Source organism: Paenibacillus castaneae (assembly GCF_002884445.1).
Lineage (GTDB): Bacteria > Bacillota > Bacilli > Paenibacillales > Paenibacillaceae > Pristimantibacillus > Pristimantibacillus castaneae.
In genome coordinates, this window is sequence record NZ_KZ614144.1 from 2,202,429 (window position 1) to 2,227,702 (window position 25,274).

Below are 25,274 nucleotides of genomic sequence, written 5' to 3' on the forward strand. Positions count from 1 at the left end.
AATTCAGTTTTGATCATTTTTTGAGGGGGCTTATTTCGGTGGCCAATCCAAAGAGAGAGCGACTTGTGATAGGCATTGTTGCCGCCGTTTGCGTCATTGTCATCTGTATGATTGCTATATTTGGATCATCTATCACGGGGAAAAAGAAAGAAGCCATTATTTTGTATGAAGCGGAAGAAGGTCTGTTAGAGGGGACAGTAGTCTCGCAAGCAGCCGAAGGATTCTCAGGTAAAGGCTTTGTAACAGAATTCACAGATGAGCATGATCAGCTTACGATAACGGTCGATGCTCCCAAAGCTTCGCTTTATAACGTTTTTGTCAGCTATAGAGCGCCTAACGGTAATAAAGTGGCGGGCTTGCTGCTCAATGGCAGCCCGCAAGGTGATATAGCGTTAGAGCCAACCGAGAAGTTTACTGAGATTAAAGCAGGTAAAATGCTGCTTAACAAAGGTGTCAATACGATTAGCTTCACTCGCGGCTGGGGTTATTTCGATATTGATTATATTAAAATCCAAAAAACGAAGCCTGTTACTATACATGATGTAACCAATAAGCTAGTAAACCCGAACGCTTCGAATGAAGCGAAGACGCTGATGAATTATTTGGTTGAGCAATACGGCAAATCCACAATAGCTGGACAGACTGAGCTTGAGAATGTGGATTGGATCAATAAGATTACGGGTAAAAAACCAGCGATGGTCGGGTTTGATTTCATTGAGTATTCGCCTACAAGAGTAGAGCATGGCTCCGTTTCCTATGAAGTTGAAAAGGCATTAGGCTGGCACAAGCAAGGCGGTATCGTTTCGTTCATCTGGCACTGGAATGCTCCTAAAGGCATTATTGATGAGCCAGGAAAAGAGTGGTGGAGAGGTTTTTATGCCGATTCTGTCACTTTTGACTTGGAATATGCGCTTAGTCATCCTGATACAGAGGATTATAAGCTATTGCTGAGCGACATCGATGTTATTGCGGAGCAGCTGAAAAGACTGCGTGATGCTAATGTGCCTGTTCTATTCCGTCCTCTCCATGAAGCGGAAGGCGGCTGGTTCTGGTGGGGGGCTAAAGGTCCAGAGCCTGCGAAAGAGCTGTACCGACTTCTTTATGACCGACTAGTCAACAAACATGAGTTAAATAATTTGATTTGGGTTTGGAACTCTGTTCTGCCAGAGTGGTATCCAGGTGACGATGTTGTAGATATTGTTAGTGTGGACAGCTATCCGATCGCGGGAGACCACAGTCCGGTCATTAATCAATTCGATAAGCTTGTTGAATTGGTTAAAGACAAAAAAATAGCAGCGATGACTGAAAATGGCTCTATACCCGACCCAGATCTAATGAAGGAGTATGGCGCAATCTGGAGTTGGTTCTCTACATGGCAGGGCGAATATTTGGATGACGGCAAGCATAATAGTCAGGATGTTCTTATAAAAGTTTATAATCATCCGGATGTCATAACTCTTGATAAGCTGGGTAATTTATTTGGAATGAAAAAAGAAGCAGATATAGAAAAGTAAGAAAGCGATAGGAATACATAATGGATTTCCTACAGGAGGATATAATGGGAGAAACCAAGCAAGTACTAGATAAATGGAAATTTAAAGCATGTGAAGAGAAGGAATGGATGGCTGCCATCGTACCGGGCTGTGTTCACACCGATCTGCTGCGCAACGGCGTAATAGCTGATCCGTTCTATGCGACAAACGAGCATGACCTGCAATGGATTGACAAATTGAATTGGGAATATGAGTCCAGCTTCGATGTGTCGGATAATTTGTTAAGCTCTTCCTCGTTAGAGCTCGTATTCGACGGTTTGGATACTTATGCTGATGTATATGTGAACGGCAAACACGTGCTGTCCGCTGACAATATGTTCAGAACGTGGAAATCAGACGTAAAGTCTATCGTGACACCAAAGGATAACGTTTTGTTGATTCGTTTCCGGTCACCGGTTCAAGAGGATTTGCCAAAAATCGAAAAGCTGGGCTATAACCTGCCAGCTACAAATGATCAATCCGAGCTTGGCGGTCTTGGCGAGCAGAAGATTAGTATTTTTGCCCGAAAAGCTCCTTATCATTATGGTTGGGATTGGGGTCCTCGCTTTGTTACGAGCGGAATATGGCGCGAAGCTCGCTTAGAGGGCTGGTCCGACAGCAAAATAACAGATGTGTATATTCAACAGAACCAAGTGACAGCATTGGAAGCAAATCTGACTGTAAATGTAGAAATCGAATCGGAGAATGCATGGCATGGTTTGGTTCGAGTAGGTACAGAAGATCTCGTCTGGGAGCAAGAGGTAAGCTTGAACGCGGGCACGAATGTGGTTCAGCTTCCAGTTCGTTTGGCAGAGCCGAAATTATGGTGGAGCAGAGGTCTTGGAGATGCTCATCTGTACACATTTACAGCAGAGCTGATTAAGGAAGAGCAGCCAATTGCCTCTAAATCGGTTCGAAGCGGCTTGCGGTCCGTAAGATTAGTAAGAGATAAGGATGCAGATGCAGCGGGCACTTCTTTTTGTTTCGAATTAAACGGTGTTCCTGTATTCGCTAAAGGCGCTAACCATATACCGAATGACAGCTTCATAACGGATGTGACGGATGAACGCTACCGGCATGAAATTGCAACAGCTGCGGAATCCAATATGAATATGCTGAGAATTTGGGGCGGCGGCATTTATGAGCAGTCTGTATTCTATGAGCTGTGCGACGAATACGGAATCATGGTGTGGCAGGACTTTATGTTTGCCTGCAGCATGTATCCAGGCGATGAGGCATTCTTGAATAATGTGCGGATCGAAGCGGAAGAGAATGTGAAGCGTCTGCGCAATCATCCTTCAATCGTGCTTTGGTGCGGAAACAATGAGATCGATGGCGCTTGGGCGCAGTATGATGAGACTGGCGGCTGGGGCTGGAAGAAAAATTATAACCAAGAGCAGCGCGCCACTATTTGGAATGACTATGAAGCCATATTCCATGAAATTCTTCCAGAAGCGGTTACAGCGTTTGCCCCTGGTGCGGAATATTGGCCTTCATCACCGCTCGTTTCACTCTCGGAAGACATTAATCAGCATTCGCATCCGTTAACGACAGAAGGGGATGTGCACTACTGGGGCGTATGGCACGCAGTTGAGCCGTTCGAGAATTATAATTTGAAAATTGGACGTTTCATGAGCGAATACGGCTTCCAGTCTTTCCCTGAATATGATACCGTTATGACCTTCGCGCAGGAGCAGGACTTAGCACTTGATTCTAAGGTTATGCGGGCTCATCAGAAGAATGGCGACGGCAATCGTCTAATCAAGGAATACATGGATATTTATATGAGCGAGCCCAAAGATTTTCCTTCGTTCCTATATATGAGCCAAGTGCTTCAAGCTGAAGCTATGAAGATGGCAATCGAAGCGCATCGCCGGAAAATGCCTTATTGCATGGGCACGCTTTACTGGCAAATGAACGACTGCTGGCCTGTAGCTTCATGGTCTGGCATGGACTACTATGGCAAATGGAAAGCGTTGCAGTATTACGCAAAAAGAAGCTTTGCGGACACTATGCTCTCGTTTGAGCGCACTGACAGCGGCTTAATCCATGTATATATAGTTACGGATCTGCTCGCTCCTCTTGCTGGCCATTTGCAAGTGACACTATATGATTTTGCTGGTGCGAAGCTTAAGCAAGCTTCCTCCGCGGTATCGGCGCAGGGCAACAGCTCGACTATTGCATTCACGCTTAATGAGCAAGAGTGGCTGGAAGGCCGAGATGCAGGCAGCATTCTGCTGCATGCCGAGCTTGTGCAAGGAGATCAGCTCCTTGACAGCAAATCGTATTATTTCGTAAATGCGAAGGATCAGAAGCTGTCTGCTGGTACGATCCGAATCGTTGAATTGGAAGGCAGCGCCGGAACAAAATTCTCGCTGGAGAGTGATGCTCTAGTTAAGCAAGTATGGCTTACAGCAGAGAATGAGGGCATATTCTCTGATAACTTCTTCGATCTTATTCCGGGTGTAGCGAAGACGGTGGAATTCCAGCTGCGCGCAAGCGGTGAAGAGACGAGTAAACCAGCAGCTGCAGGACATATTCAAGCACGCTCGATGATTGACTTTTTGGCTGATGCCAAAGTAAGTGTAAATTAAATGAAAACCGCTAGTGACCGGAAGGTTGCTGGCGGCTTTTTTAATCTTGTTTAATTAATAGCAATAGCGCAGCTGCAACATATCATCGATGTATGCGTCTGAAAATAGAGGTGATGCAATGAAAAGGATATCAAAGTATGCATGTGGTCTGGCATTATGCATGCTCCTGCTGTACATTGGACGACAGCCTGTGTATGCGCTGGATTTTGCAACCTTTCCTTTAGAGGAATTGGCTGAGAACTCGAATGTAATCCTAATTGGAACCGTAATGAATAGTAAGAAAGCTGCTGTAGATAACAAACTCATTTATAAGGTTAACGTTGAACAGGTTATTAAGGGTGGGGATGCGAATTCGGACATAGTTGTGGCGCAGGAGGATGCTATCTCCGTCAAAGTATTGCAGTGGTCAGATGAAGGCGTATTAAATAAAGGCAAACGATATCTCTTTCTTCTTTACCCGGATTCAGGAATTTATGGGATTAGCGGAGTGCACCAGGGCTTTATTCTCTTAGAGAATGGTACTTCGGCATCGAGGTATTATTCGACGGACGAGGTGTCACACTTTCTTCAAAATCACGATATGGATGTGACTCACTTATCAGCGAATAAGAATACGGTTGTAGAGAGCATACAGAAAGACCTGGAGTCAGACGAAACGAATAATAGAATCATTATAGCAGGCGTTATATTGTGCATAAGTTTTATGTTTTATTTGATTATCCGTTTTAAACGCCCGAAGGATCGTAGATAGGATGCTAGGAAAAAAAGGCTCATTCATTCGGATTAAACTTCCGATTGAATGAGCCTCTTTGCTCTTACTATGAAACTAGCGAAGATTAGCAATATTCACTTCTGGATTAACATCAGCCTCATAATTGATGCCGTCGGTTTCGAAGCCAAACAGCTGGAAGAACTCCCTGCGGTAGCCTTCGAGATCAGAAAGCTCGTACACGTTCTCTGTTGTAAGCTTAGCCCATACCTCAGCAACCTCAGCTTGAATTTCTGGTCTCATTTCTAAATCATCGACACGGATAAGACCTTTCTCATCAACGAGTGTTTCGTTATTCCCGTACAGACGCTCTGAGAATAGACGGTACATTTGCTCGATGCAGCCCTCATGAATGCCTTTTTCCTTCATTACTTTGTAAAGCGCGGAAATATATAGCGGAACAACCGGAATAGCTGAGCTCGATTGCGTAACCAGTGCTTTGTTCACCGATACGAAAGCGCGTCCGCCATTTGCGCTAAGCTGTGTATTAAGACGTCCAGCCGTTGCTTCAAGATCGTTCTTAGCAGCGCCAATTGTGCCATCGCGATAAACAGCATGTGTAATTTCAGGTCCGATATAAGAGTAGGCAACCGTAGTTGCCCCATCAGCCAACGCGCCTGCTGCTTGGAGCTCGTCGATCCACATTTGCCAGTCTTCGCCGCCCATTACAGCAATCGTCTGACGAAGCTCGTCCTCTGTTGCAGGCTCGATCGTTGCTTGCGTCACGTCACCTGTATGGAAATTAACGGTTTTGTTTGAATATGTGCCGCCGAGAGGCTTGATTACGGAAGCAAAGGTTTCGCCTGTCTTAGGATGAGTACGGCGCGGTGAAGCTACGCTATAAACAACGAGGTCAATCTTCCCAAGCTCGGTGCGAATTAGATCAATTGTTTTCGCTTTAATTTCGTCGGAGAAAGCATCTCCAACGATGCTGAAGGATTTGCGTCCAGCTGCAGCAGCAGCCTCTTCGAAGGCAGCTGAATTGTACCAGCCCGCTGAAGCAGTGCGTGCTCCTTCAGCAGCTTTATCGAAGTAGACACCAATTGTATTAGCGCCTGCTGCGAATGAGGAAACGATACGCGAGGCAAGACCGTAGCCAGTAGAAGCACCAATAACAAGAACATTACGCGGTCCTTCAATGGACGGTTGAGCTTGTACATAATCGATTTGACGCTGTACCTGCTGGGCACAGCCCTCTGGATGAGCGGTTGTACAAATAAAACCGCGAGTTTTCGGTTGAATAATCATATTAGAATATTCCTTTCTATTATGGAATTTGGTTGTATTCCTTATGTAGCAGTATAACTCTATCTTATTTTACCGACTTTTGGCGCTAAAGGGAAGTTCCGTAATGAGCATATAGGCATTATTATATAAAATATTTGTTTGTAAGCACTATTCAGTATAATTGCATCTACATCTGTTTTGCTTTACTATAAATTATGTGCATATACACATATGAGAAGAATGATTATAGATGATTGGGGATAATCAATGATGTATCGCAATTTGGAAGATTGCTTAATCGATCTCGAAAAAAATGGACATTTGATTCGTATAAAAGAAGAAGTAGATCCGTATCTCGAAATGGCTGCGATTCATATGGAAGTTTTTGAGGCTAAGGGTCCAGCGCTCCTATTTGAGAATGTCAAAGGCTCGAAGTTTCGCGCAGTATCCAACCTATTTGGCACAGTAGAACGCAGCAAGTTTATATTTCGACATACCTGGGATGCTGTACAGGATGTAATGGCTTTACGCAACGACCCAATGAAAGCATTAAAAAATCCATTTAAACATGTGAAAACGGGTTTGGCTGCTTGGAAAGCATTGCCTATGAAGAAAACAGGAAGCACGCCGGTTACCGCGCAGGAAATCAGCATATCCGATCTTCCGCTCATTCAGCATTGGCCAATGGATGGAGGCGCTTTCGTCACTTTGCCTCAAGTGTATACGGAGGATCCCGAGAAGCAAGGGATTATGAATTCCAATCTGGGTATGTACCGTGTTCAACTAAGCGGCAACGAATATGAAATGAATAAAGAAATTGGCGTGCATTATCAAATCCACCGCGGAATTGGAATTCATCAGGATAAAGCAAATAAGCAGGGAGCCCCACTGAAGGTGAGCTGCTTCGTAGGCGGACCGCCTGCACATACTCTATCAGCCGTCATGCCGCTGCCAGAAGGAATGAGCGAATTAACTTTTGCCGGCTTGCTTGCAGGACAACGTTTTCGCTACAGCTATGTCGATGGTTTTTGTATCAGCAATGATGCTGATTTTGTCATAACCGGTGAAATTCATCCCGGAGAAACCAAACCGGAAGGACCTTTCGGTGACCACTTGGGCTATTACAGCCTTACTCATCCGTTTCCCGTTATGAAGGTACATAAAGTGTACGCAAAGCCAAATGCCATTTGGCCATTTACCGTTGTTGGCCGACCGCCGCAGGAGGATACCGCATTCGGCGAGCTCATTCATGAGTTGACTGGAGATGCGATCAAGCAAGAAATTCCCGGCGTCAAGGAAGTCCACGCAGTGGATGCTGCGGGCGTTCATCCGCTGCTGTTTGCTATTGGGAGCGAGCGTTATACGCCTTATCAGCAAGTCAAACAGCCAGCCGAGCTGCTTACAATCGCTAATCGCATTTTGGGAACCGGTCAATTAAGCTTGGCGAAGTATTTGTTTATAACGGCGGAAGAAAATCAATCTTTAGACACACATGATGAAGTTGGTTTTATGACTTATATATTGGAGCGTATCGATTTGCATCGAGACATCCATTTCCATACGAATACAACCATCGATACGCTGGATTATTCAGGCACCGGTTTAAATAGCGGAAGTAAAGTAGTTTTCGCCGCTTTTGGTGACAAGAAACGGGATTTGTGCACAGAAACCCCTGATCTTCTGAATGAAATACGCGGTTTCGAGAATGCACGCTTGGTGATGCCAGGGATTGTTGTCATTCAAGGGGCTGCCTTTACTGATTATGCAGAAGCGAAGCAGGAAATGGAAGGATTAAGTCAGGCTATTGGGGCAAAAGGCTCGCTTTCTTCCTGTCCAATGATTATTGTAGCAGATGACAGCTCATTTATAAGTGCATCCATTTCCAACTTCCTGTGGGCTACCTTTACGCGCAGCAACCCATCGCATGATATGTATGGCGTGAACAGCTATTATGAGAACAAGCATTGGGCATGTGATACGGTCATTATTGACGCACGGATTAAGCCGCATCAAGCACCTCCATTAATAGCTGATCCCGAAGTAGAGAAAAACATTGAGCGGCTGTTTGTCAAAGGTGCCAGCTTGGCTGGATTAAAGTCATAGTTAATCTGTCTTATTTATTGGTGAATGGAGGTTTTATATGAGCTTCTCTGAGCATTCATTGGGGCACATAGCTGAAGTATCTTCACGATTGATGAACAATCGTCTTAATCAACGATTTAATGATAATGACATTCCCGTAACTGCCGAGCAGTGGGCTATTCTGAATATCCTTTTGGAAGAGGATGGTTTATCTCAGAATAAACTGGCACGTCTAGCAGTCAAGGATCACACATCTATTTCCAGATTAATTGATCATTTAATAAAGAAGGAACTTGTCAAACGCAATACGGACCCAACTGATCGACGGACGAAATTAATTTACGTTACAGAAAAAGGAAAAGAGCTGCAATTGGGGGTTGCCCAGCAAATACAGGATCAGATCGCAGCCGAGCTTAAAGGAATTGATCAAGCAAGCCTCCAAATATGCTCTGACGTATTAACTCAAATTATTCAAAATTTAAAATAAAAGCTTAACCGTCCATTTATTTGACAATGGACGGTTTCCTTATTTGTGCACTGACGGAGCTATCTTCGGCTCATGATCTGCTGCTCAGCCATTTGAACAAGCCTGCGTGTAATCGAGCCGCCAATGGACCCCATATCACGAGTTGTCATATGACCATAATAGCCGTCTTGAGGAAGTTGAATGCCAAGCTCCTGAGCTACTTCATATTTGAGCTGTTCGAGCGCAGCACGCGCCTCGGGTATAAGAAGTTGATTGGTTCGATTTGCCATTTAAGTTCATCCTCCTTCTTGTTGTTATTATGCGACATTCCGATATGGATTATTCGCTAATTAAGCCTATATTTACCGCTCATTTGCCCTATAAGTACGTGTTAAAATGGGAATACGAGAGGAGTCTGTCCTTATGTTTATGAAACCTATGCTTATGCTGGAGTACGAGCAGCCTTTCGATGATGAAGGTTATTTATTCGAGCCAATGATTGACGGGCACCGGCTGCAGCTATCTTTTATCGGAAATAAAGCAGCTTTATATACAAGACATTGTAATGACGTCACTCGGCAATATCCGGAATTACATAATGTCCCCTTGACGGAGTCTGCAGATATCGTATTAGACGGCGAGGTTGCCTATATGAATCCTGATACGGGAGCGATACAATTTCAAAAGCTGATTGAGCGTTACAAAATGAAAAAAACATCGCGCATTCGCGATGCCAGAGCGGTGATGCCGGTCTGTTATTTTGTTTTTGATATTCTCTATTATAATGGAATGGATATGCGGACTACACCGCTGCTTGAACGAAAGAAGCTGCTGGACACGATATTGGAGGAAAACGCTTATTTCAAGAAGCTGCAATACGTCGAAGGAAAAGGAATGGCATTATTTGATATAGTGAAGCGATTTGAGCTCGAAGGTGTCTCCTGCAAACGCTCGGACAGTTTATATATTGAAGGAAAAACGGCCAACTGGTTAAAAGTTAAAAATAAGGATTATGCCTATTTACGCGGTACCGACACTTCTGAAGAGGCGAAGATTGCAAAATCGGCTATACAGCTTTTTAGCTAACGTGGATGTAAACCCTATTGTTAATGAACTTTTGATAACTTATTAATATATATATTAATTTAATGGGAATATTGAAAAGGGGAAGGTTATTCAAAAAGGATGGAATCAGAAGCCACTGATTCCGTCCTTTTTTTCGTTTTTACTATTGACTATTTGTAGAAATGGTCGGTACAATATAATCGTTAACATTAATGATAATTGGTTAATAAAAACATTCTCTAATTATTGTTAATGTCTAAGGTTAAAGCTTGATAGACAGAAGCTAATGGACAGAAATGAAAGCGCTTTTTTAATTAGGAGAGAAAAGAGAGGTGATAGCTTTTTATAAGGATAATGATTGAAAAAGCAATGACATATGAGGTTAACAGATCAAATAGGAGGGAATGAACCAAAATGAATAAAAAGCTGTATAAATGTTTAGCTATTATTCTAATTTTCACGATGCTGTTGCCAGTGCAGCTGCTTGCCGCAGCCAGCAGTGATCATGGAGAGTCGAAGAACACAAGCGCAAGTGGAGGAACCATTCGTGCGAATTCCGATGTGAGCGGTCATTGGGCTGAGAAGGATTTCACAGCTTGGCAAGAGAAGGAGTTGATTACGGGCTACGCTGATGGTTCATTTAAGCCGGATCAAGCTATTAATCGAGCAGAATTTGTGACCTTGGTTAATCGAGTGTTTAACTTTGTGGAGGAGAGCGAGATTTCATTCGCAGACGTTCCCTCAACAAGCTATTTTTACCATGATATAAAGAAAGCGGTTGCAGCGGGCTACATAGCAGGCTACAACGACGGAACAGCTCGACCTAAGGAACCGATCAGCCGTCAAGAGGCTGCGGTTATTTTGTATAGAGTATTTCATTTGAACAGCAAGGCAGCCGGAAACAGTAGTCTCACAGATATTGCCAGCTTGCCGGAGTGGAGCAAGACGGCCGTTCAGACCATTGTTGCCGAAGGATATGTGAACGGCTACAAGGATCAAACCTTTAAAGCGAGCAAAAACATTACTAGAGCGGAAGCCATTCGCATGATGAACAATATTTCTGGTGAAATTCTAACAAAGGAAGGCACTTATACGAATGTGTCAGCTCGGAATATAGTCATTAATAAAGCGAATATTACGTTGAAGGACACACAGATTGAAGGAGATTTGTACTTAACAGAGGGAATAGTAGAAGGCGATATTATTCTTGACAATATAACGGTGAAAGGCATGCTGCATGTATATGGCGGAGGTGAGAACAGCATCACCATTCGTAATTCTAATATTGCAGATGCAATCGTTGATAAGAAAAACGGCAAGCTTCGCATCGTGACAAGCGGCAGTACCAGTGTACTTCGTGTAATCGTGAAGTCTGGAGTAAAGCTGGAAGAGGATATGGCTATTACTGGAGCGGGATTTGGAACGGTTGTTATTGACGAGGGTGCTGCTCCCCATATAACCGTCGAATTGTCCGGCAGCTTCGACCAGGTTGAGGTGCGTTCACTCGGAGCTCCTGCTATCAAGATACTGAAAGGCATCATTAGTAAAATGATTTTGCAGCAGCTGGCAGCTCTGCATGTGGATGGGGCTGCAGAAATCAAAGATATCATTTTATCGTTTGATGGGAAGATCAAAATTACAGGCAGCGGAAAGGTGCAAAGCGATTCCAAAAACGGTGCAAAGATAGAACGCGATACGGCTCCATCTGGCGGGTCTTCTTCGAATACAGCGCCAACACCAACACCATCAGCAGAGCCCGTTTTTAAAAATGTAAGCGTACATGATCCATCTGTCATTAAAGTAGATGGCACTTATTACGTATTTGGATCTCATTTGGCAGCGGCCAAAACAGATGATTTAATGAGCTGGACGCTTATTGATTCCGGTGTTACGGATACGAATAAATTGTTTAAAAGTGCGGAAAGCAACGTGAAGAAGGAGCTGGCAGAAGCGCTTCAATGGGCGGAGAGCGATACGCTCTGGGCAGCGGATGTTATACAGCTCGCGGATGGGAAATTTTATATGTATTATAACGCATGTAAGGGTGACCAACCGCTTTCAGCCATGGGAGTGGGGGTGGCCGACAACATTGAAGGTCCTTATGTGAATAAGGGAATATTCTTGAAATCTGGTGGCAGCACACCAGGCTATGATGGAACCAAACAGCCAAATGTAGTGGACCCTGATGCCTTTTTTGATAAGGAAGGTAAGCTTTGGATGGTGTATGGTTCATATTCCGGCGGTATTTTCATTCTGGAGATGAATCCGATTACCGGCTTTCCACTTGAAGGTCAAGGCTATGGCAAGCGGCTGATGGGTAATAATCATAGCCGAATTGAAGCTCCATATATTGAATTCAATCCAACAAACAACTATTATTATCTGTTCGTCACGTTCGGAGGACTGGGTGCGGATGGCGGCTACAATATGAGAGTGGCCCGCTCGCTTAGCCCAGACGGACCTTATGTGGATTATGAAGGTCAAGATATGATTGCTGCACATGGTGCTGCAGGATCGTTTTTTGATGATCAATCGATCGAGCCTTATGGCGTCAAGCTATTCGGAAATTTCTTATACAGCAATTTAAATGGTGAAGCGGATTTCCCAACCTATGGCTATGTTTCACCTGGGCATAACTCAACTTATTTCGATGATGCGACAGGCAAGTGGTTCAATATTTTTCACAGCCGTTTTCCTTTCAGAGGGGAAGCTCATGAGGTTCGTGTACATCAAATGTTTATGAATCAAGATGGCTGGCCAGTTGTGGCTCCGCATCGGTATGCGGGCGAGACCATTGCTCAAGTTTCTGCAAGTGATATAGTTGGCGTTTATCAATATATTAACCATGGCAAAGACATCACGAAGGACATCAAGTCCTCACAGTTTGTTAAGCTGCTTGCAGACGGTACTATTTCCGGTTCCGTAACAGGAACTTGGAAGCTGGAGGATGATTATTTTGCCAAGCTTGTTGTTGACGAAGTTGTAGGCGGCATCGCTGTACAAACCGTTTATAAGGGTGTATTTATTCGTCAATGGGACCCTACTCGTGAAGCTTATGTTATGGCATTCACCGTCATGTCTGGGAAAGGCATTGCCGTCTGGGGCAGTCAATTCGAGCCATTAACAGATCAACAGATGGCTGCTAATGCTGTTGCTTTATTAACGCTAGGCAATACGAAACGCATTTATCAAGATGTAATTCTTCCGACAAAAGCGGCTAATAATTGGCCAATTACATGGGAGTCCTCAAATGCTGCTGTTGTTTCGGCAAGCGGAGTTGTTACACGGCCAGCTGCTGGCTCAGGCAATATTGCCGTGCAATTAACTGCAACCATTACAATTGGAGAAGAGAAGGCAAGCAAAGTATTCACATTAATGGTTCAGCAGGAACCGGATAAGAATAAACCTCTAGAGGATGGATTAATTGCACAGTATGATTTTGAAAATAATTTAGAGGAGCTTACTGGCAATGCAGCAGCCGGCACAGTGACAGGTAATAGAATAAATAATATTGGCGGAGAGATTACTTATGCTCCAGGGGCGACCGGAAAGGGCAAGGCTGCCAGCTTTAATGGGGAATCAGGTGTACTGCTGCCTAATGGATTGATTTCGACAAATAACTATTCCGTATCCATGTGGTTAAAGCCTTCTGAAGCTACACCATTTACGACTACCTTTTTTGGAGCCAAATCAGAGTCGAGCTGGATTAGCTTGGTACCTAGAGGGCCTGGCGATACGCAATATTCAATGCTGTGGTCAGGAGAAGCGTGGTACGATGCAACGACGCGTACACAAATAGCTGTCGATAAGTGGACTCATGTTGCATTCACAGTCGAGGACGGTTCGGTTAAGGTATATCTGAACGGTGTTCTCAAGTATGAAGGCACAGGATTTCCGAATATTTTCACGGATGAGAATGGTGTTTTTGGTCTTGGAGTGAATTATTGGAATGCGCCGTATAAAGGCTTGATTGATGAGCTGCGAGTTTATGACGTGGTATTGAATGCAGAAAAGATTAACTGGCTGGTCCATGGCGAACCGGATTTATCCGTGCTTGTCTCCAAAATTCAATTAGACACCTCATCTAAGGATTTGGCGAAGGATACCTTCTTTACGCCTAAGCTTACTATTCTTCCTGAAAATGCTGGAAACAAATCAGTTGTTTGGACTTCAGAAGACACAAGCATTGCTATTGTAAATGCATCAACAGGTCAAGTTAAAGGTATAGGAATTGGTTCTACAACGATCACCGCAACTGCAGCAGATAGTGGGCAAGTGACAGTGTCCTATAGGATTAATGTCAATGATGGATTAGTCGCTCACTATGCTTTCGAGAATAATCTATCAGACACATTGAATCGTGTAGGCGCTGGTAGCGTAACAGGCGACCGAATTGATAAAGCAGGCGGTACGATTTCTTATGGCCCTGGCATCACTGGCGATGCAGCCGTATTTAATGGCTTTTCAGGCATCCGTCTTCCGGATGGATTAATTGATGGAGAGGTTTATTCTGTATCCATGTGGCTTAATCCGACAGAAGCGAATGATTATTCGACGACATTCTTCGGAGCTAGAACAACGGACAGCTGGATTAGCTTTGTTCCAAGAGGCCCAGGGTCAATTACCATGCTTTGGTCTGGTACGGACTGGTATGACGGGAACACAGGTATGAAAATAAGTATCGGCAAATGGACGCATGTCGTGTTCACGGTTGATCATGGTACGGTCAAGATTTATATAAACGGTGTGCTAAAGTTTTCGGGTACTAAATTTCCAAATGTATTTACAAATAAAAATGCCGTATTCGGATTAGGAGTAAATTACTGGGATAAACCATTTGTTGGAATGATGGATGAATTGAAGATTTACAGCAAGGTGCTCACGCCAGAGCAGATAGCCCTGCAATTCGAGCAAACCAACATGATTATATTGAATGTACAATCAAAATCACTTGTTGTTGGTGAAGAAGTTAGCTTAACCGCAAATCGAAATGTTGTCTGGAGCTCAAGCGATGAATCAGTGGCAGTGGTGAATGCTTCTGGAGTCGTTACGGCAGTAGCTGCCGGAACTGCAACCATTACTTCCGTTTCCAGCACTGATGCTGCTATAAAGGCTGCTGCAACAATTACAGTCACAGCATCTGCACCCGAATTCAATGAGTTAGACGGCCTACTCGTGAAGCTGGATTTCAACGGTAATGTTAAGGATAGCAGCGGGAACGGTCATGATGCGGCTATCAAAAACGGGCGAGTGGAATACGTGGATGGACGTACTTCTGGTGAGAAAGCTGCACAGTTTTTGAAAGCCACAGGAGGGTCACCATTTGATAATATTCCAGTCGTATTGCCTCAAAATTTAATTAATGGCGATCAAGCCTATACCGTTGCTGCTTGGGTGAAGTGGAATGGGACTGTAGAAGGCTGGTCACAAGCATGGTCGAGTATTTATTTCAGTGATACTTTTGTATCGGCGGATAATCTATTAAACTATTATTTGAATTTTGGATTAATTGATTCGACTAAATTGTTTATTGGTAGTCCATTGGCGACCTCCAGCAATCAACTGCCAGTTGGAGTTTGGACGCATGTAGCCATGACTGTAACACCCGGCGGCAAGACAACGGTTTATTTAAATGGTGTCGAGGCCGCGCAAGTGAATTCCAATGTTAGAACGACGCAAGGCTTTAATGAGCACTTTATAGGCGGAAACTTCTGGGATCAAAACTTTAATGGTGCAATGGATGAGTTCCGTATGTACGGTAAAGCGTTAACTGCGGAAGAGATTGCGATTCTAGCTGGGGTGTAGGTAAAATATTAACCAAAGCATGATGGTTAGCGCTGTAGTTGTTTATTAAAAAAGCAAACAAGAACCCTTCCAATTGGAGGGGTTCTTGTTTGTATTTCTGAGGATAACGTGGTTTGCTCTTGAATAGGAGATAAAAATAAAAAAATATATTGCTCACCATTTAACTGTGATGGCAATCATTCGAAGGAGAGGGTTAGTGGAGGTTGAAGAAGCGAGTCGAAGGCGGAAAAGAGCTGTTTCCTGTTCGTGGTGAATATCCAAATGTTTCATATTTTCTTCTTGTGTTTAAGAAAATAGTAGTAACGAACGGGCATCGGTATAAACTTGCTAGACGAGGGCACTAACCTTACTAGACCAACAAAACAAAAAGGATCTACCTCGCACATAGCGAAAGCAGATCCTTCTTCATAAAAATTTCTAGCTCAATACACGTCTTGCTGTTACGTATTTTTTCGCCCAGTAGCTGCTGCTAAGGCTGGTAATGGTTACACCTTGGCTTGCGCTATGTATGATTTTGTTATTTCCTGCATACACAGCTACATGGCTGATTGACTTGCCATTAGTGTTGAAAAAAACAAGATCTCCCATGCTTAGTGATCCTTTAGCAACCTTTTTGCCTACTGATGCTTGTGCAGCAGAAGTACGTGGAAGCTGTACATCTAGGCCCTTAAATAGAAATTGTGTGAATGATGAGCAATCAAATGCGTATGTAACGCCTGCAGGTGCACCAAATTGATAAGGTGTGCCGATATATTCTTTTCCAGTGTCAATTAATCCGATGGATGTTGGAGTTGCTGCGTGCGCTTTTTGCGCAAAAGAGCCAAAAGTGATGGACGATAGGACGATCGCGCTGCAAAGGCTTGCTTTGGCAATCGATTTGATTATGTTCGTTTTTCTCATGCTGTTAGGATGTCCCTCCGCGTTTCGTTTAATGTATTATGACTATAACACATCCGAAACAGGGGGTTTTTGGCATATGAGAGCAAAAAGTTAGCTATATCAAAGCATTCAGGACATTATGAGAAAAAAATGAAAAAATCTTAATGAAAATAGGATTGCATCATTCATTAAGGCATATTTACGCCTCTTGCGCTAATTAGGAGGGAATACCATTGGTCTCTCGTCATCAGCTCAGATTGCCGAACAGCATCCTGACAAGCGAGAATTCGCTTAGGATTTACAGTTCCGATAACAGGCTGGATACGAGCAGGATGCTTCATTAACCAAGCAAGAACAATCGCTTCAGGTGTTGTCTCATTCTCGTCCGCTATCTGCTTCACCAGCGCTGCTGTTTTGATTTCTGCTTCCGTAGCATTCTCCGTTACCTTCCCTGAAAATCTTCCTTGTGCAAGTGGCCCCCATGCCTGAATTTGAATATCTTCCATCTGCATGAATTCCATTAGACCTTCTGCGAAGTTATCCTTTAGACCTGCCTTCTGGTTAACATGTATCCCTTTATCAACCCAGTCGTGTCGAAGCAAGCTCATTTCCAACTGATTAACGACGATAGGATCAGGCAGTGAACGCTGCAGAAAGCGGATTTGTCCAGGGCTCATATTCGATACGCCAAAGTTTCGAACTTTGCCCGAAAGCTTCAGCTTCGTGAAAGCTTCCGCAATCTCATCTGGTTCCATAAGCGGATCTGGGCGATGCAGCAGCAACACGTCAAGATACTCGATACCCAATCTTTCCAGAATGCCGTCAACAGAAGGCAAAATATGCTCTTTCGAAAAGTCGAAGCGACCCGGTAATGTTCCGTCAGCCAGCTTTATTCCTACTTTAGATTGAATAACGATTTGCTCGCGAAGCTTTGGCTGGCTTTTGAGAACTTGTCCGAATACGGATTCAGCTTTGCCTCTTGTGTAAATGTCCGCGTGATCGTACATGGTAATGCCAATCGAAAGCGCAGCTTCCACTGCTTCTTCTGCTTGTCGAATATGATCAGCTGTAATGGCGTCTGCAAGATCCCAGCTTCCGCCTAGCCCCATACAGCCAAGTGCAAGACGGCTATTCGATATTCCTCGACGTTCTAGCGGCATCAATTTCATTGTCCATCAACCTCCGGATTAGTATTTAACTTGAATCGCCTCTATTATACCTTTCAATAACCAATGATATAAGCACTGAAAAAAAGTTCACTAACTACCCTTAAGCTGTTTATTGCTCTATTCTTAAAGCAGATATATTTGTTTCATTGCAAGCGTTTTATTTTAATGCTAGATTTAAATTATCATTCGTTATTTAGTTAATAGGGAGGAATACCAATTGGCTTTAATTACTTGTAACTTTTTTTCGGAATCCTTGGGACTCAGTACGTCTATGACAGTTATTTTGCCGCAGCAAACAAGTTCACAAATTGGTTTGAATAATCGAAGCAGTCGAAAGCTGCATCCTACGCTTTATTTACTGCACGGCTTATCGGATGACGATACGATTTGGTCAAGAAGAACATCTATTGAACGATATGTAGCTGAGCTAGGCTTGGCAGTCGTTATGCCGAATGTGCATCAAAGCTTTTATACAGATATGGAATATGGAAATAAGTATTGGACTTTTCTCTCGGAGGAGCTTCCGGCAATAGCACGATCCTTCTTTCCCTTATCAGACGCGCGCGAGGACAATTTTGTTGCAGGCTTGTCGATGGGCGGCTATGGCGCATTCAAATGGGCACTTCGTCATCCAGACCGCTTTGCTGCTGCTGCAAGCTTGTCTGGGGCTCTTGATATGGCTAACCATGTTAATTCAAATCCGCATATGAACCCGCTGTTCCGGCTTATATATGGTGAGAAAGATATAACGGGCACGAATGAGGACTTGCTTCATCTTGTTGCCGAGGGTGCTCAGACTGATTCGCCGAAGCCTTTACTATATCAATGCTGCGGAACAGAAGACTTTCTATATAATGATAATCTTGCTTTCCGTGATGCTTGTGCGCAATCGGGCTATCCGCTTACTTATGTGGAAGGACCGGGCAATCATGAATGGGGCTACTGGGACACGCATATTCAGGAGTTTCTCCGTTTCATTCCGTTAGTGAGAGAGTAAGTAGAAGTTCGCTAGTTAGATGATAATAGCTGCTCAACAGCAAATAGGTTATTTACTCTTCGTGTGAGAGTGGATAGCCTATTTTTGCGAGATGATATAGTGGCGGGTTTATTTGCTGCATTTGCTCACTTATGTAGATTCTGCTAGCCTAGCTTCATTTATCCGCATGAACAGTTTGTGTTTGGAGTAGAGTTGTTTAGACTCATATGCGGTATCTGCTTATTTCAAACCGATTGCTGTAAAAGCTGCAGTTAATTCACTTGGTTACCGTTTGTTATGACTCGTTTGCTGCAAAAGCTGCAGTTAATCTGGCTAAAAGTAACCATATCGAGAGGGTGAGGCTGAATTAGATGTAGAAAATCCCTCTAAACGTTCTGTGAGCTTAAAAATAAGCGAATTAGATGTACGTTTTCATGTCAACCTTCTATATAGATGATTCATTGCAATCAATTAGTTAAAACTTATTCAATGGAGTTGTAATCTTAATGGTAGCCTAGCTAATTAATCCGCGGGAGCAGTTTGTGTTTGGAGTAGAGTAGCTTAAAGTAGAAGTAGCTTAGTATCATATGCGATACTCGCTCATAACAAACCGTTTACTGTAAAAGCTACAGTTAATTCACTTGGTTACCTTTGTTTTGACTCGTTTGCTGCAAAAGCTGCAGTTAATTTGGCTAAAAGTAACCATATCGAGGGGGCGAGGCTGAATTAGATGTAGAAAATCCATCTAAACGTTCCCCGAGCTTAAAAATAAGCGAATTAGATGTAGGTTTTCATGTTATCCTTCTATATAGATGATTCATTGCACTCAATTAGTCAAAACTTATTCAATGGAGTTGTAATCTTAATGCTAGCCTAGCTAATTAATCCGTGGGAACAGTTTGTGTTTGGTGTAGAGTAGCTTAAATTAGAAGTAGCTTAGTATCATATGCGATACTCGCGCATAACAAATCGTTTACTGTAAAAGCTACAGTTAATTCAGCTAGTTACCTTCAATATGAAACCTTTTGCTGTAAAAGATACAATTAATTAGCCTGAAAATAGCCTTATTGATGAGAAAAGGCTGAATTAGATGTAGGAATACCTTTAAACACGCTGTTAGGGTAAAAATAAACGAAATAGATGTAGGTTTTACAGTAAGTGTTGCGCGAGCGAGAGTACGTATCATGACTTCTACTGAAAAATAACGAACAATGAATTGAAAAAGCGTACAAATATCGATATTTGAAGCAAGATAATAATTAAAATGAATTTTTAAAAAAAACACTTGCAATGGTATAGGCATACATGATATATTCTAATTCCGGCCGAGAGATACACGCGGACGGCAAGCAAAACAAGCAATAAACGAAAGAATAGATTGCTCTTTGAAAACTGAACAACGAGTAACAAGCTGCCTCGCAAATCCTACGGGATGAGCGAAAAAGCGATAAAAGTTTTTGGGCAAGTCAAACACCAATTTGGAGAGTTTGATCCTGGCTCAGGACGAACGCTGGCGGCGTGCCTAATGCATGCAAGTCGAGCGGAGTTGAAGAGGTGCTTGCGCCTCTGATACTTAGCGGCGGACGGGTGAGTAACACGTGGGTAACCTGCCTTTAAGACTGGGATAACATTCGGAAACGAATGCTAATACCGGATACGCGATACGGTCGCATGACTGAATCGGGAAAGATGGAGCAATCTATCACTTAGAGATGGACCCGCGGCGCATTAGCTAGTTGGTGAGGTAACGGCTCACCAAGGCGACGATGCGTAGCCGACCTGAGAGGGTGATCGGCCACACTGGGACTGAGACACGGCCCAGCCTCCTACGGGAGGCAGCAGTAGGGAATCTGCCGCAATGGACGAAAGTCTGACGGAGCAACGCCGCGTGAGTGATGAAGGTTTTCGGATCGTAAAGCTCTGTTGCCAGGGAAGAATGCTTGGGAGAGTAACTGCTCTCAAGGTGACGGTACCTGAGAAGAAAGCCCCGGCTAACTACGTGCCAGCAGCCGCGGTAATACGTAGGGGGCAAGCGTTGTCCGGAATTATTGGGCGTAAAGCGCGCGCAGGCGGCCTTGTAAGTCTGTTGTTTAAACTCGGGGCTCAACCCCGAGTCGCAATGGAAACTGCAAAGCTTGAGTACAGAAGAGGAACGTGGAATTCCACGTGTAGCGGTGAAATGCGTAGAGATGTGGAGGAACCCCAGTGGCGAAGGCGACTTTCTGGGCTGTAACTGACGCTGAGGCGCGAAAGCGTGGAGAGCAAACAGGAGTAGATACCCTGGTAGTCCACGCCGTAAACGATGAATGCTAGGTGTTAGGGGTTTCAATACCCTTGGTGCCGAAGTTAACACATTAAGCATTCCGCCTGGGGAGTACGGTCGCAAGACTGAAACTCAAAGGAACTGACGGGGACCCGCACAAGCAGTGGAGTATGTGGTTTAATTCGAAGCAACGCGAAGAACCTTACCAGGTCTTGACATCCCTCTGACCGTCCTAGAGATAGGGCTTTCCTTCGAGACAGAGGAGACAGGTGGTGCATGGTTGTCGTCAGCTCGTGTCGTGAGACGTTGGGTTAAGTCCCGCAACGAGCGCAACCCTTGATCTTAGTTGCCAGCACTTCGGGTGGGCACTCTAGGATGACTGCCGGTGACAAACCGGAGGAAGGTGGGGATGACGTCAAATCATCATGCCCCTTATGACCTGGGCTACACACGTACTACAATGGCCGATACAACGGGAAGCGAAACCGCGAGGTGGAGCCAATCCTATCAAAGTCGGTCTCAGTTCGGATTGCAGGCTGCAACTCGCCTGCATGAAGTCGGAATTGCTAGGAATCGCGGATCAGCATGCCGCGGTGAATACGTTCCCGGGTCTTGTACACACCGCCCGTCACACCACGAGAGTTTACAACACCCGAAGCCGGTGGGGTAACCCGCAAGGGAGCTAGCCGTCGAAGGTGGGGTCGATGATTGGGGTGAAGTCGTAACAAGGTAGCCGTATCGGAAGGTGCGGCTGGATCACCTCCTTTCTAAGGAAATACCCGAACCCGATGAGGTTCGGATAAACATGGCAGTGTATCGCTTACTCGTTGTCAGTTTTGAAAGAGCAACCGTAATACATAGATGAAGATATGGCTTTATGCTGATTCTGAATTGTTGAGATTACCGGATATTTTCTTTCGATATATGAAGTCATCCGTTTGGTGGCGATGGCGGAGGGGAACCACACGTTCCCATACCGAACACGACCGTTAAGCCCTCCAGCGCCGATGGTACTTAGACCGCAGGGTCTTGGGAGAGCAGGACGTCGCCAAGCAGATGCGAAAGCATCTCTTACCACGCGAATTCATTACCAACATTTATGTGTCGATTGTAGTGAACGAACATGATAAGATGGTTTTCCTGCCACGAATTGTGGCATGGTCAACTAAAAAATTGCACCTTGAAAACTGGATAACGAAAGAAAAGAATTGCTGAAACATCCTTTAAGCTGACTATATTACCAGTGAAGGTTGTTCGAGATTGTTGCGACATCTTTTCGTTTTGTTTCAACCATTTGATGTCTTAGTAGATCAGGGAAACAAAATGAAAACGGCGCACAAGCCGAATCAACCGGAACGCTAGGTTAAGCTAGTAAGAGCGCACGGAGGATGCCTAGGCACCAGGAGCCGAAGAAGGACGTGGCGAACAACGATACCGCCCCGGGGAGCCGTAAGCAGGCATTGATCCGAGGATTTCCGAATGGGGAAACCCAGCTGTCGTAATGGGCAGTTACTACTAAGTGAATACATAGCTTAGTAAGAGGCATACCAGGGGAACTGAAACATCTAAGTACCCTGAGGAAGAGAAAACAATAGTGATTCCGTCAGTAGCGGCGAGCGAACGCGGATTAGCCCAAACCAAGGAGCTTGCTCCTTGGGGTTGTAGGACGTCTCACATGGAGTTACAAAAGTGTTTGGTAGGCGAAGAGGTCTGGAAAGGCCCGCCAGAGCAGGTAAAAGCCCTGTAACCGAAAGCAAGCACTCTCCGAGACGGATCCTGAGTACGGCGGGACACGAGAAACCCCGTCGGAATCCGGCAGGACCATCTGCCAAGGCTAAATACTCCCTGGTGACCGATAGTGAAGCAGTACCGTGAGGGAAAGGTGAAAAGCACCGCGGAAGCGGAGTGAAAAAGAACCTGAAACCGTGCGCTTACAAGAAGTCAGAGCCCGTTAAATGGGTGATGGCGTGCCTTTTGTAGAATGAACCGGCGAGTTACGATTACGTGCAAGGTTAAGTCGGGAAGACGGAGCCGCAGCGAAAGCGAGTCTGAATAGGGCGAATAAGTACGTGGTCGTAGACCCGAAACCGTGTGATCTACCCCTGTCCAGGGTGAAGGTGCGGTAACACGCACTGGAGGCCCGAACCCACGCACGTTGAAAAGTGCGGGGATGAGGTGGGGGTAGCGGAGAAATTCCAATCGAACTCGGAGATAGCTGGTTCTCCCCGAAATAGCTTTAGGGCTAGCCTCGAGGAATGAGCGTCGTGGAGGTAGAGCACTGATTGGGTGCGGGGCCCGCCAAGGGTTACCAAGTCCAGTCAAACTCCGAATGCCATAGACGTGCTACTCGGGAGTCAGACAGTGAGTGCTAAGATCCATTGTCAAGAGGGAAACAGCCCAGATCATCAGCTAAGGTCCCCAAGTGTGTGTTAAGTGGGAAAGGATGTGGAGTTGCAAAGACAACCAGGATGTTGGCTTAGAAGCAGCCATCATTTAAAGAGTGCGTAATAGCTCACTGGTCGAGTGACTCTGCGCCGAAAATGTAACGGGGCTAAACACACCACCGAAGCTATGACATGTCGTAGTCTTCACTTTGTTCTGGTCGAGCACCGGGACATTTGTCAGAATCGACGTCTAACGTCTAATCAAGATTCTGACCAAATGCCCTAGCTAAACCACCAGAGTGAAGTGAAGGCTACGACTTGGGTAGGGGAGCGTTGAATACGGATTGAAGTTGGACCGTGAGGACTGGTGGACTGTATTCAAGTGAGAATGCCGGTATGAGTAACGAAAAGACAAGTGAGAATCTTGTCCGCCGAAAGCCTAAGGGTTCCTGAGGAAGGCTCGTCCTCTCAGGGTAAGTCGGGACCTAACGCGAGGCCGAAAGGCGTAGTGGATGGACAACAGGTTGAAATTCCTGTACCACCGAAGATCGTTTGAGCAATGGGGTGACACAGAAGGGCAGTGACGCGGACTGATGGAATAGTCCGTCCAAGCAGTGAGGCTGATCGATAGGCAAATCCGTCGATCATAAAGGCTGGGCTGTGATGGGGAGCGAAAATTGCAGTAGCGAAGGTCATGTACTCCGGCTGTCAAGAAAAGCCTCTAGTGAGATCTAGGTGCCCGTACCGCAAACCGACACAGGTAGGCGAGCAGAGCATGCTAAGGCGCGCGGAAGAACTCTCGTTAAGGAACTCGGCAAAATGACCCCGTAACTTCGGGAGAAGGGGTGCCCCGGTAAGGTGAATAGCCTGAGGGGGCCGCAGTGAAAAGGCCCAAGCGACTGTTTAGCAAAAACACAGGTCTGTGCGAAGCCGTAAGGCGAAGTATACGGGCTGACGCCTGCCCGGTGCTGGAAGGTTAAGGGGAGCGGTTAGGGGTTAAACCCGAAGCTGTGAACCGAAGCCCCAGTAAACGGCGGCCGTAACTATAACGGTCCTAAGGTAGCGAAATTCCTTGTCAGGTAAATTCTGACCCGCACGAATGGCGTAACGACTTGGGCGCTGTCTCAACGAGAGATCCGGTGAAATTTTAATACCTGTGAAGATGCAGGTTACCCGCGACAAGACGGAAAGACCCCATGGAGCTTTACTGTAACTTGATATTGAACTTTGGTACGATCTGTACAGGATAGGTGGGAGCCTTTGAAGCATGAGCGCCAGCTTGTGTGGAGGCAACGTTGGGATACCACCCTGATCGTATCGGAGTTCTAACCTAGGACCATGAAACTGGTTCGGGGACCGTGTCAGGTGGACAGTTTGACTGGGGCGGTCGCCTCCTAAAATGTAACGGAGGCGCCCAAAGGTTCCCTCAGAATGGTTGGAAATCATTCGTAGAGTGCAAAGGCATAAGGGAGCTTGACTGCGAGACCTACAAGTCGAGCAGGGACGAAAGTCGGGCTTAGTGATCCGGTGGTACCGAATGGAAGGGCCATCGCTCAACGGATAAAAGCTACCCTGGGGATAACAGGCTTATCTCCCCCAAGAGTCCACATCGACGGGGAGGTTTGGCACCTCGATGTCGGCTCATCGCATCCTGGGGCTGAAGTAGGTCCCAAGGGTTGGGCTGTTCGCCCATTAAAGCGGTACGCGAGCTGGGTTCAGAACGTCGTGAGACAGTTCGGTCCCTATCTGTCGCGGGCGCAGGAAATTTGAGAGGAGCTGTCCTTAGTACGAGAGGACCGGGATGGACGTACCGCTGGTGTACCAGTTGTTCCGCCAGGAGCACCGCTGGGTAGCCAAGTACGGACGGGATAAGCGCTGAAAGCATCTAAGCGTGAAGCCCCCCTCAAGATGAGATTTCCCAGTATGTAAGACCCCTTGAAGACGACGAGGTTGATAGGTTCGGGGTGGAAGCACAGCAATGTGTGGAGCTGACGAATACTAATCGGTCGAGGGCTTATCCTAAAACAGTTTGCATGGACCCATACATCCGGCAGACAGCAGCA

At 45.3% G+C, this 25,274-nt stretch carries 12 protein-coding genes and 3 rRNA genes; 11 read left to right on the forward strand and 4 right to left on the reverse strand.

All coding sequences use genetic code 11. From position 1 onward, the window contains the following. The first annotated feature begins 38 nt into the window (after positions 1–38). The 3 genes from CEF13_RS09325 to CEF13_RS09335 all read left to right on the forward strand — a co-directional run bounded on the left by CEF13_RS09325 (position 39) and on the right by CEF13_RS09335 (position 4,877). Positions 39–1,514 (forward strand): glycosyl hydrolase, encoded by a 1,476-nt coding sequence (locus CEF13_RS09325; RefSeq protein WP_341806303.1) that lies wholly within the window; start codon positions 39–41, stop codon positions 1,512–1,514. 44 nt (positions 1,515–1,558) lie between these two features. Then, positions 1,559–4,126 (forward strand): beta-mannosidase, encoded by a 2,568-nt coding sequence (locus tag CEF13_RS09330; RefSeq protein WP_102710429.1) that lies wholly within the window; start codon positions 1,559–1,561, stop codon positions 4,124–4,126. A 118-nt stretch (positions 4,127–4,244) separates the two neighbouring features. Next, positions 4,245–4,877 (forward strand): hypothetical protein, encoded by a 633-nt coding sequence (locus CEF13_RS09335; RefSeq protein ID WP_102710430.1) that lies wholly within the window; start codon positions 4,245–4,247, stop codon positions 4,875–4,877. 75 nt (positions 4,878–4,952) lie between these two features. Here the strand turns inward: CEF13_RS09335 and fabV are convergent, their stop codons facing one another. Next, on the reverse strand, positions 4,953–6,143 hold the full coding sequence (gene fabV, locus CEF13_RS09340; RefSeq protein ID WP_102710431.1) for an enoyl-ACP reductase FabV: 1,191 nt from the start codon (positions 6,141–6,143) through the stop codon (positions 4,953–4,955). Between the two features lie 249 nt (positions 6,144–6,392). On the opposite strand from fabV, the gene CEF13_RS09345 reads away from it, so the two are divergent. Next, entirely contained in the window at positions 6,393–8,225 is a 1,833-nt protein-coding gene (locus CEF13_RS09345; protein WP_102710432.1) for a UbiD family decarboxylase, read from the forward strand. Between the two features lie 37 nt (positions 8,226–8,262). Continuing rightward, positions 8,263–8,691, forward strand: coding sequence for a MarR family winged helix-turn-helix transcriptional regulator (locus CEF13_RS09350; RefSeq protein WP_102710433.1), 429 nt, complete (start codon positions 8,263–8,265; stop codon positions 8,689–8,691). 59 nt (positions 8,692–8,750) lie between these two features. On the opposite strand, the gene CEF13_RS09355 is transcribed toward CEF13_RS09350, so the two are convergent. Then, positions 8,751–8,960: an alpha/beta-type small acid-soluble spore protein gene (locus tag CEF13_RS09355; RefSeq protein WP_102710434.1), complete on the reverse strand. Its 210-nt coding sequence runs from the start codon at positions 8,958–8,960 to the stop codon at positions 8,751–8,753. 133 nt (positions 8,961–9,093) lie between these two features. Between CEF13_RS09355 and CEF13_RS09360 the strand changes: the two genes are divergently transcribed. Both CEF13_RS09360 and CEF13_RS29430 read left to right on the forward strand, forming a co-directional pair. Continuing rightward, a complete protein-coding gene (locus CEF13_RS09360; protein WP_166742814.1) occupies positions 9,094–9,756 on the forward strand; it encodes an ATP-dependent DNA ligase in 663 nt (220 codons plus the stop codon). A gap of 393 nt (positions 9,757–10,149) precedes the next feature. Beyond that, positions 10,150–15,540: a LamG-like jellyroll fold domain-containing protein gene (locus tag CEF13_RS29430; RefSeq protein ID WP_102710436.1), complete on the forward strand. Its 5,391-nt coding sequence runs from the start codon at positions 10,150–10,152 to the stop codon at positions 15,538–15,540. A gap of 417 nt (positions 15,541–15,957) precedes the next feature. Here the strand turns inward: CEF13_RS29430 and CEF13_RS09370 are convergent, their stop codons facing one another. Both CEF13_RS09370 and CEF13_RS09375 read right to left on the reverse strand, forming a co-directional pair. Beyond that, on the reverse strand, positions 15,958–16,440 hold the full coding sequence (locus tag CEF13_RS09370) for a C40 family peptidase (protein ID WP_102710437.1): 483 nt from the start codon (positions 16,438–16,440) through the stop codon (positions 15,958–15,960). Positions 16,441–16,607: 167 nt separating this feature from the next. Continuing rightward, positions 16,608–17,588, reverse strand: coding sequence for an aldo/keto reductase (locus tag CEF13_RS09375; protein WP_102710438.1), 981 nt, complete (start codon positions 17,586–17,588; stop codon positions 16,608–16,610). Between the two features lie 217 nt (positions 17,589–17,805). Between CEF13_RS09375 and CEF13_RS09380 the strand changes: the two genes are divergently transcribed. The 4 genes from CEF13_RS09380 (at position 17,806) to CEF13_RS09395 (ending at position 25,233) form a co-directional block, all read left to right on the forward strand. Continuing rightward, the gene (locus CEF13_RS09380; RefSeq protein ID WP_102710439.1) at positions 17,806–18,585 is read left to right on the forward strand and encodes an alpha/beta hydrolase; all 780 of its coding nucleotides are present in this window, start codon (positions 17,806–17,808) and stop codon (positions 18,583–18,585) included. 1,454 nt (positions 18,586–20,039) lie between these two features. Then, positions 20,040–21,594, forward strand: a 16S ribosomal RNA gene (locus tag CEF13_RS09385). A gap of 170 nt (positions 21,595–21,764) precedes the next feature. Next, a 5S ribosomal RNA gene (gene rrf, locus CEF13_RS09390) occupies positions 21,765–21,881 on the forward strand. A gap of 307 nt (positions 21,882–22,188) precedes the next feature. Further along, positions 22,189–25,233: ribosomal RNA gene (locus tag CEF13_RS09395) — 23S ribosomal RNA — on the forward strand. Together the 16S, 23S and 5S rRNA genes form the textbook arrangement of a ribosomal RNA operon. Positions 25,234–25,274 lie beyond the last annotated feature (41 nt).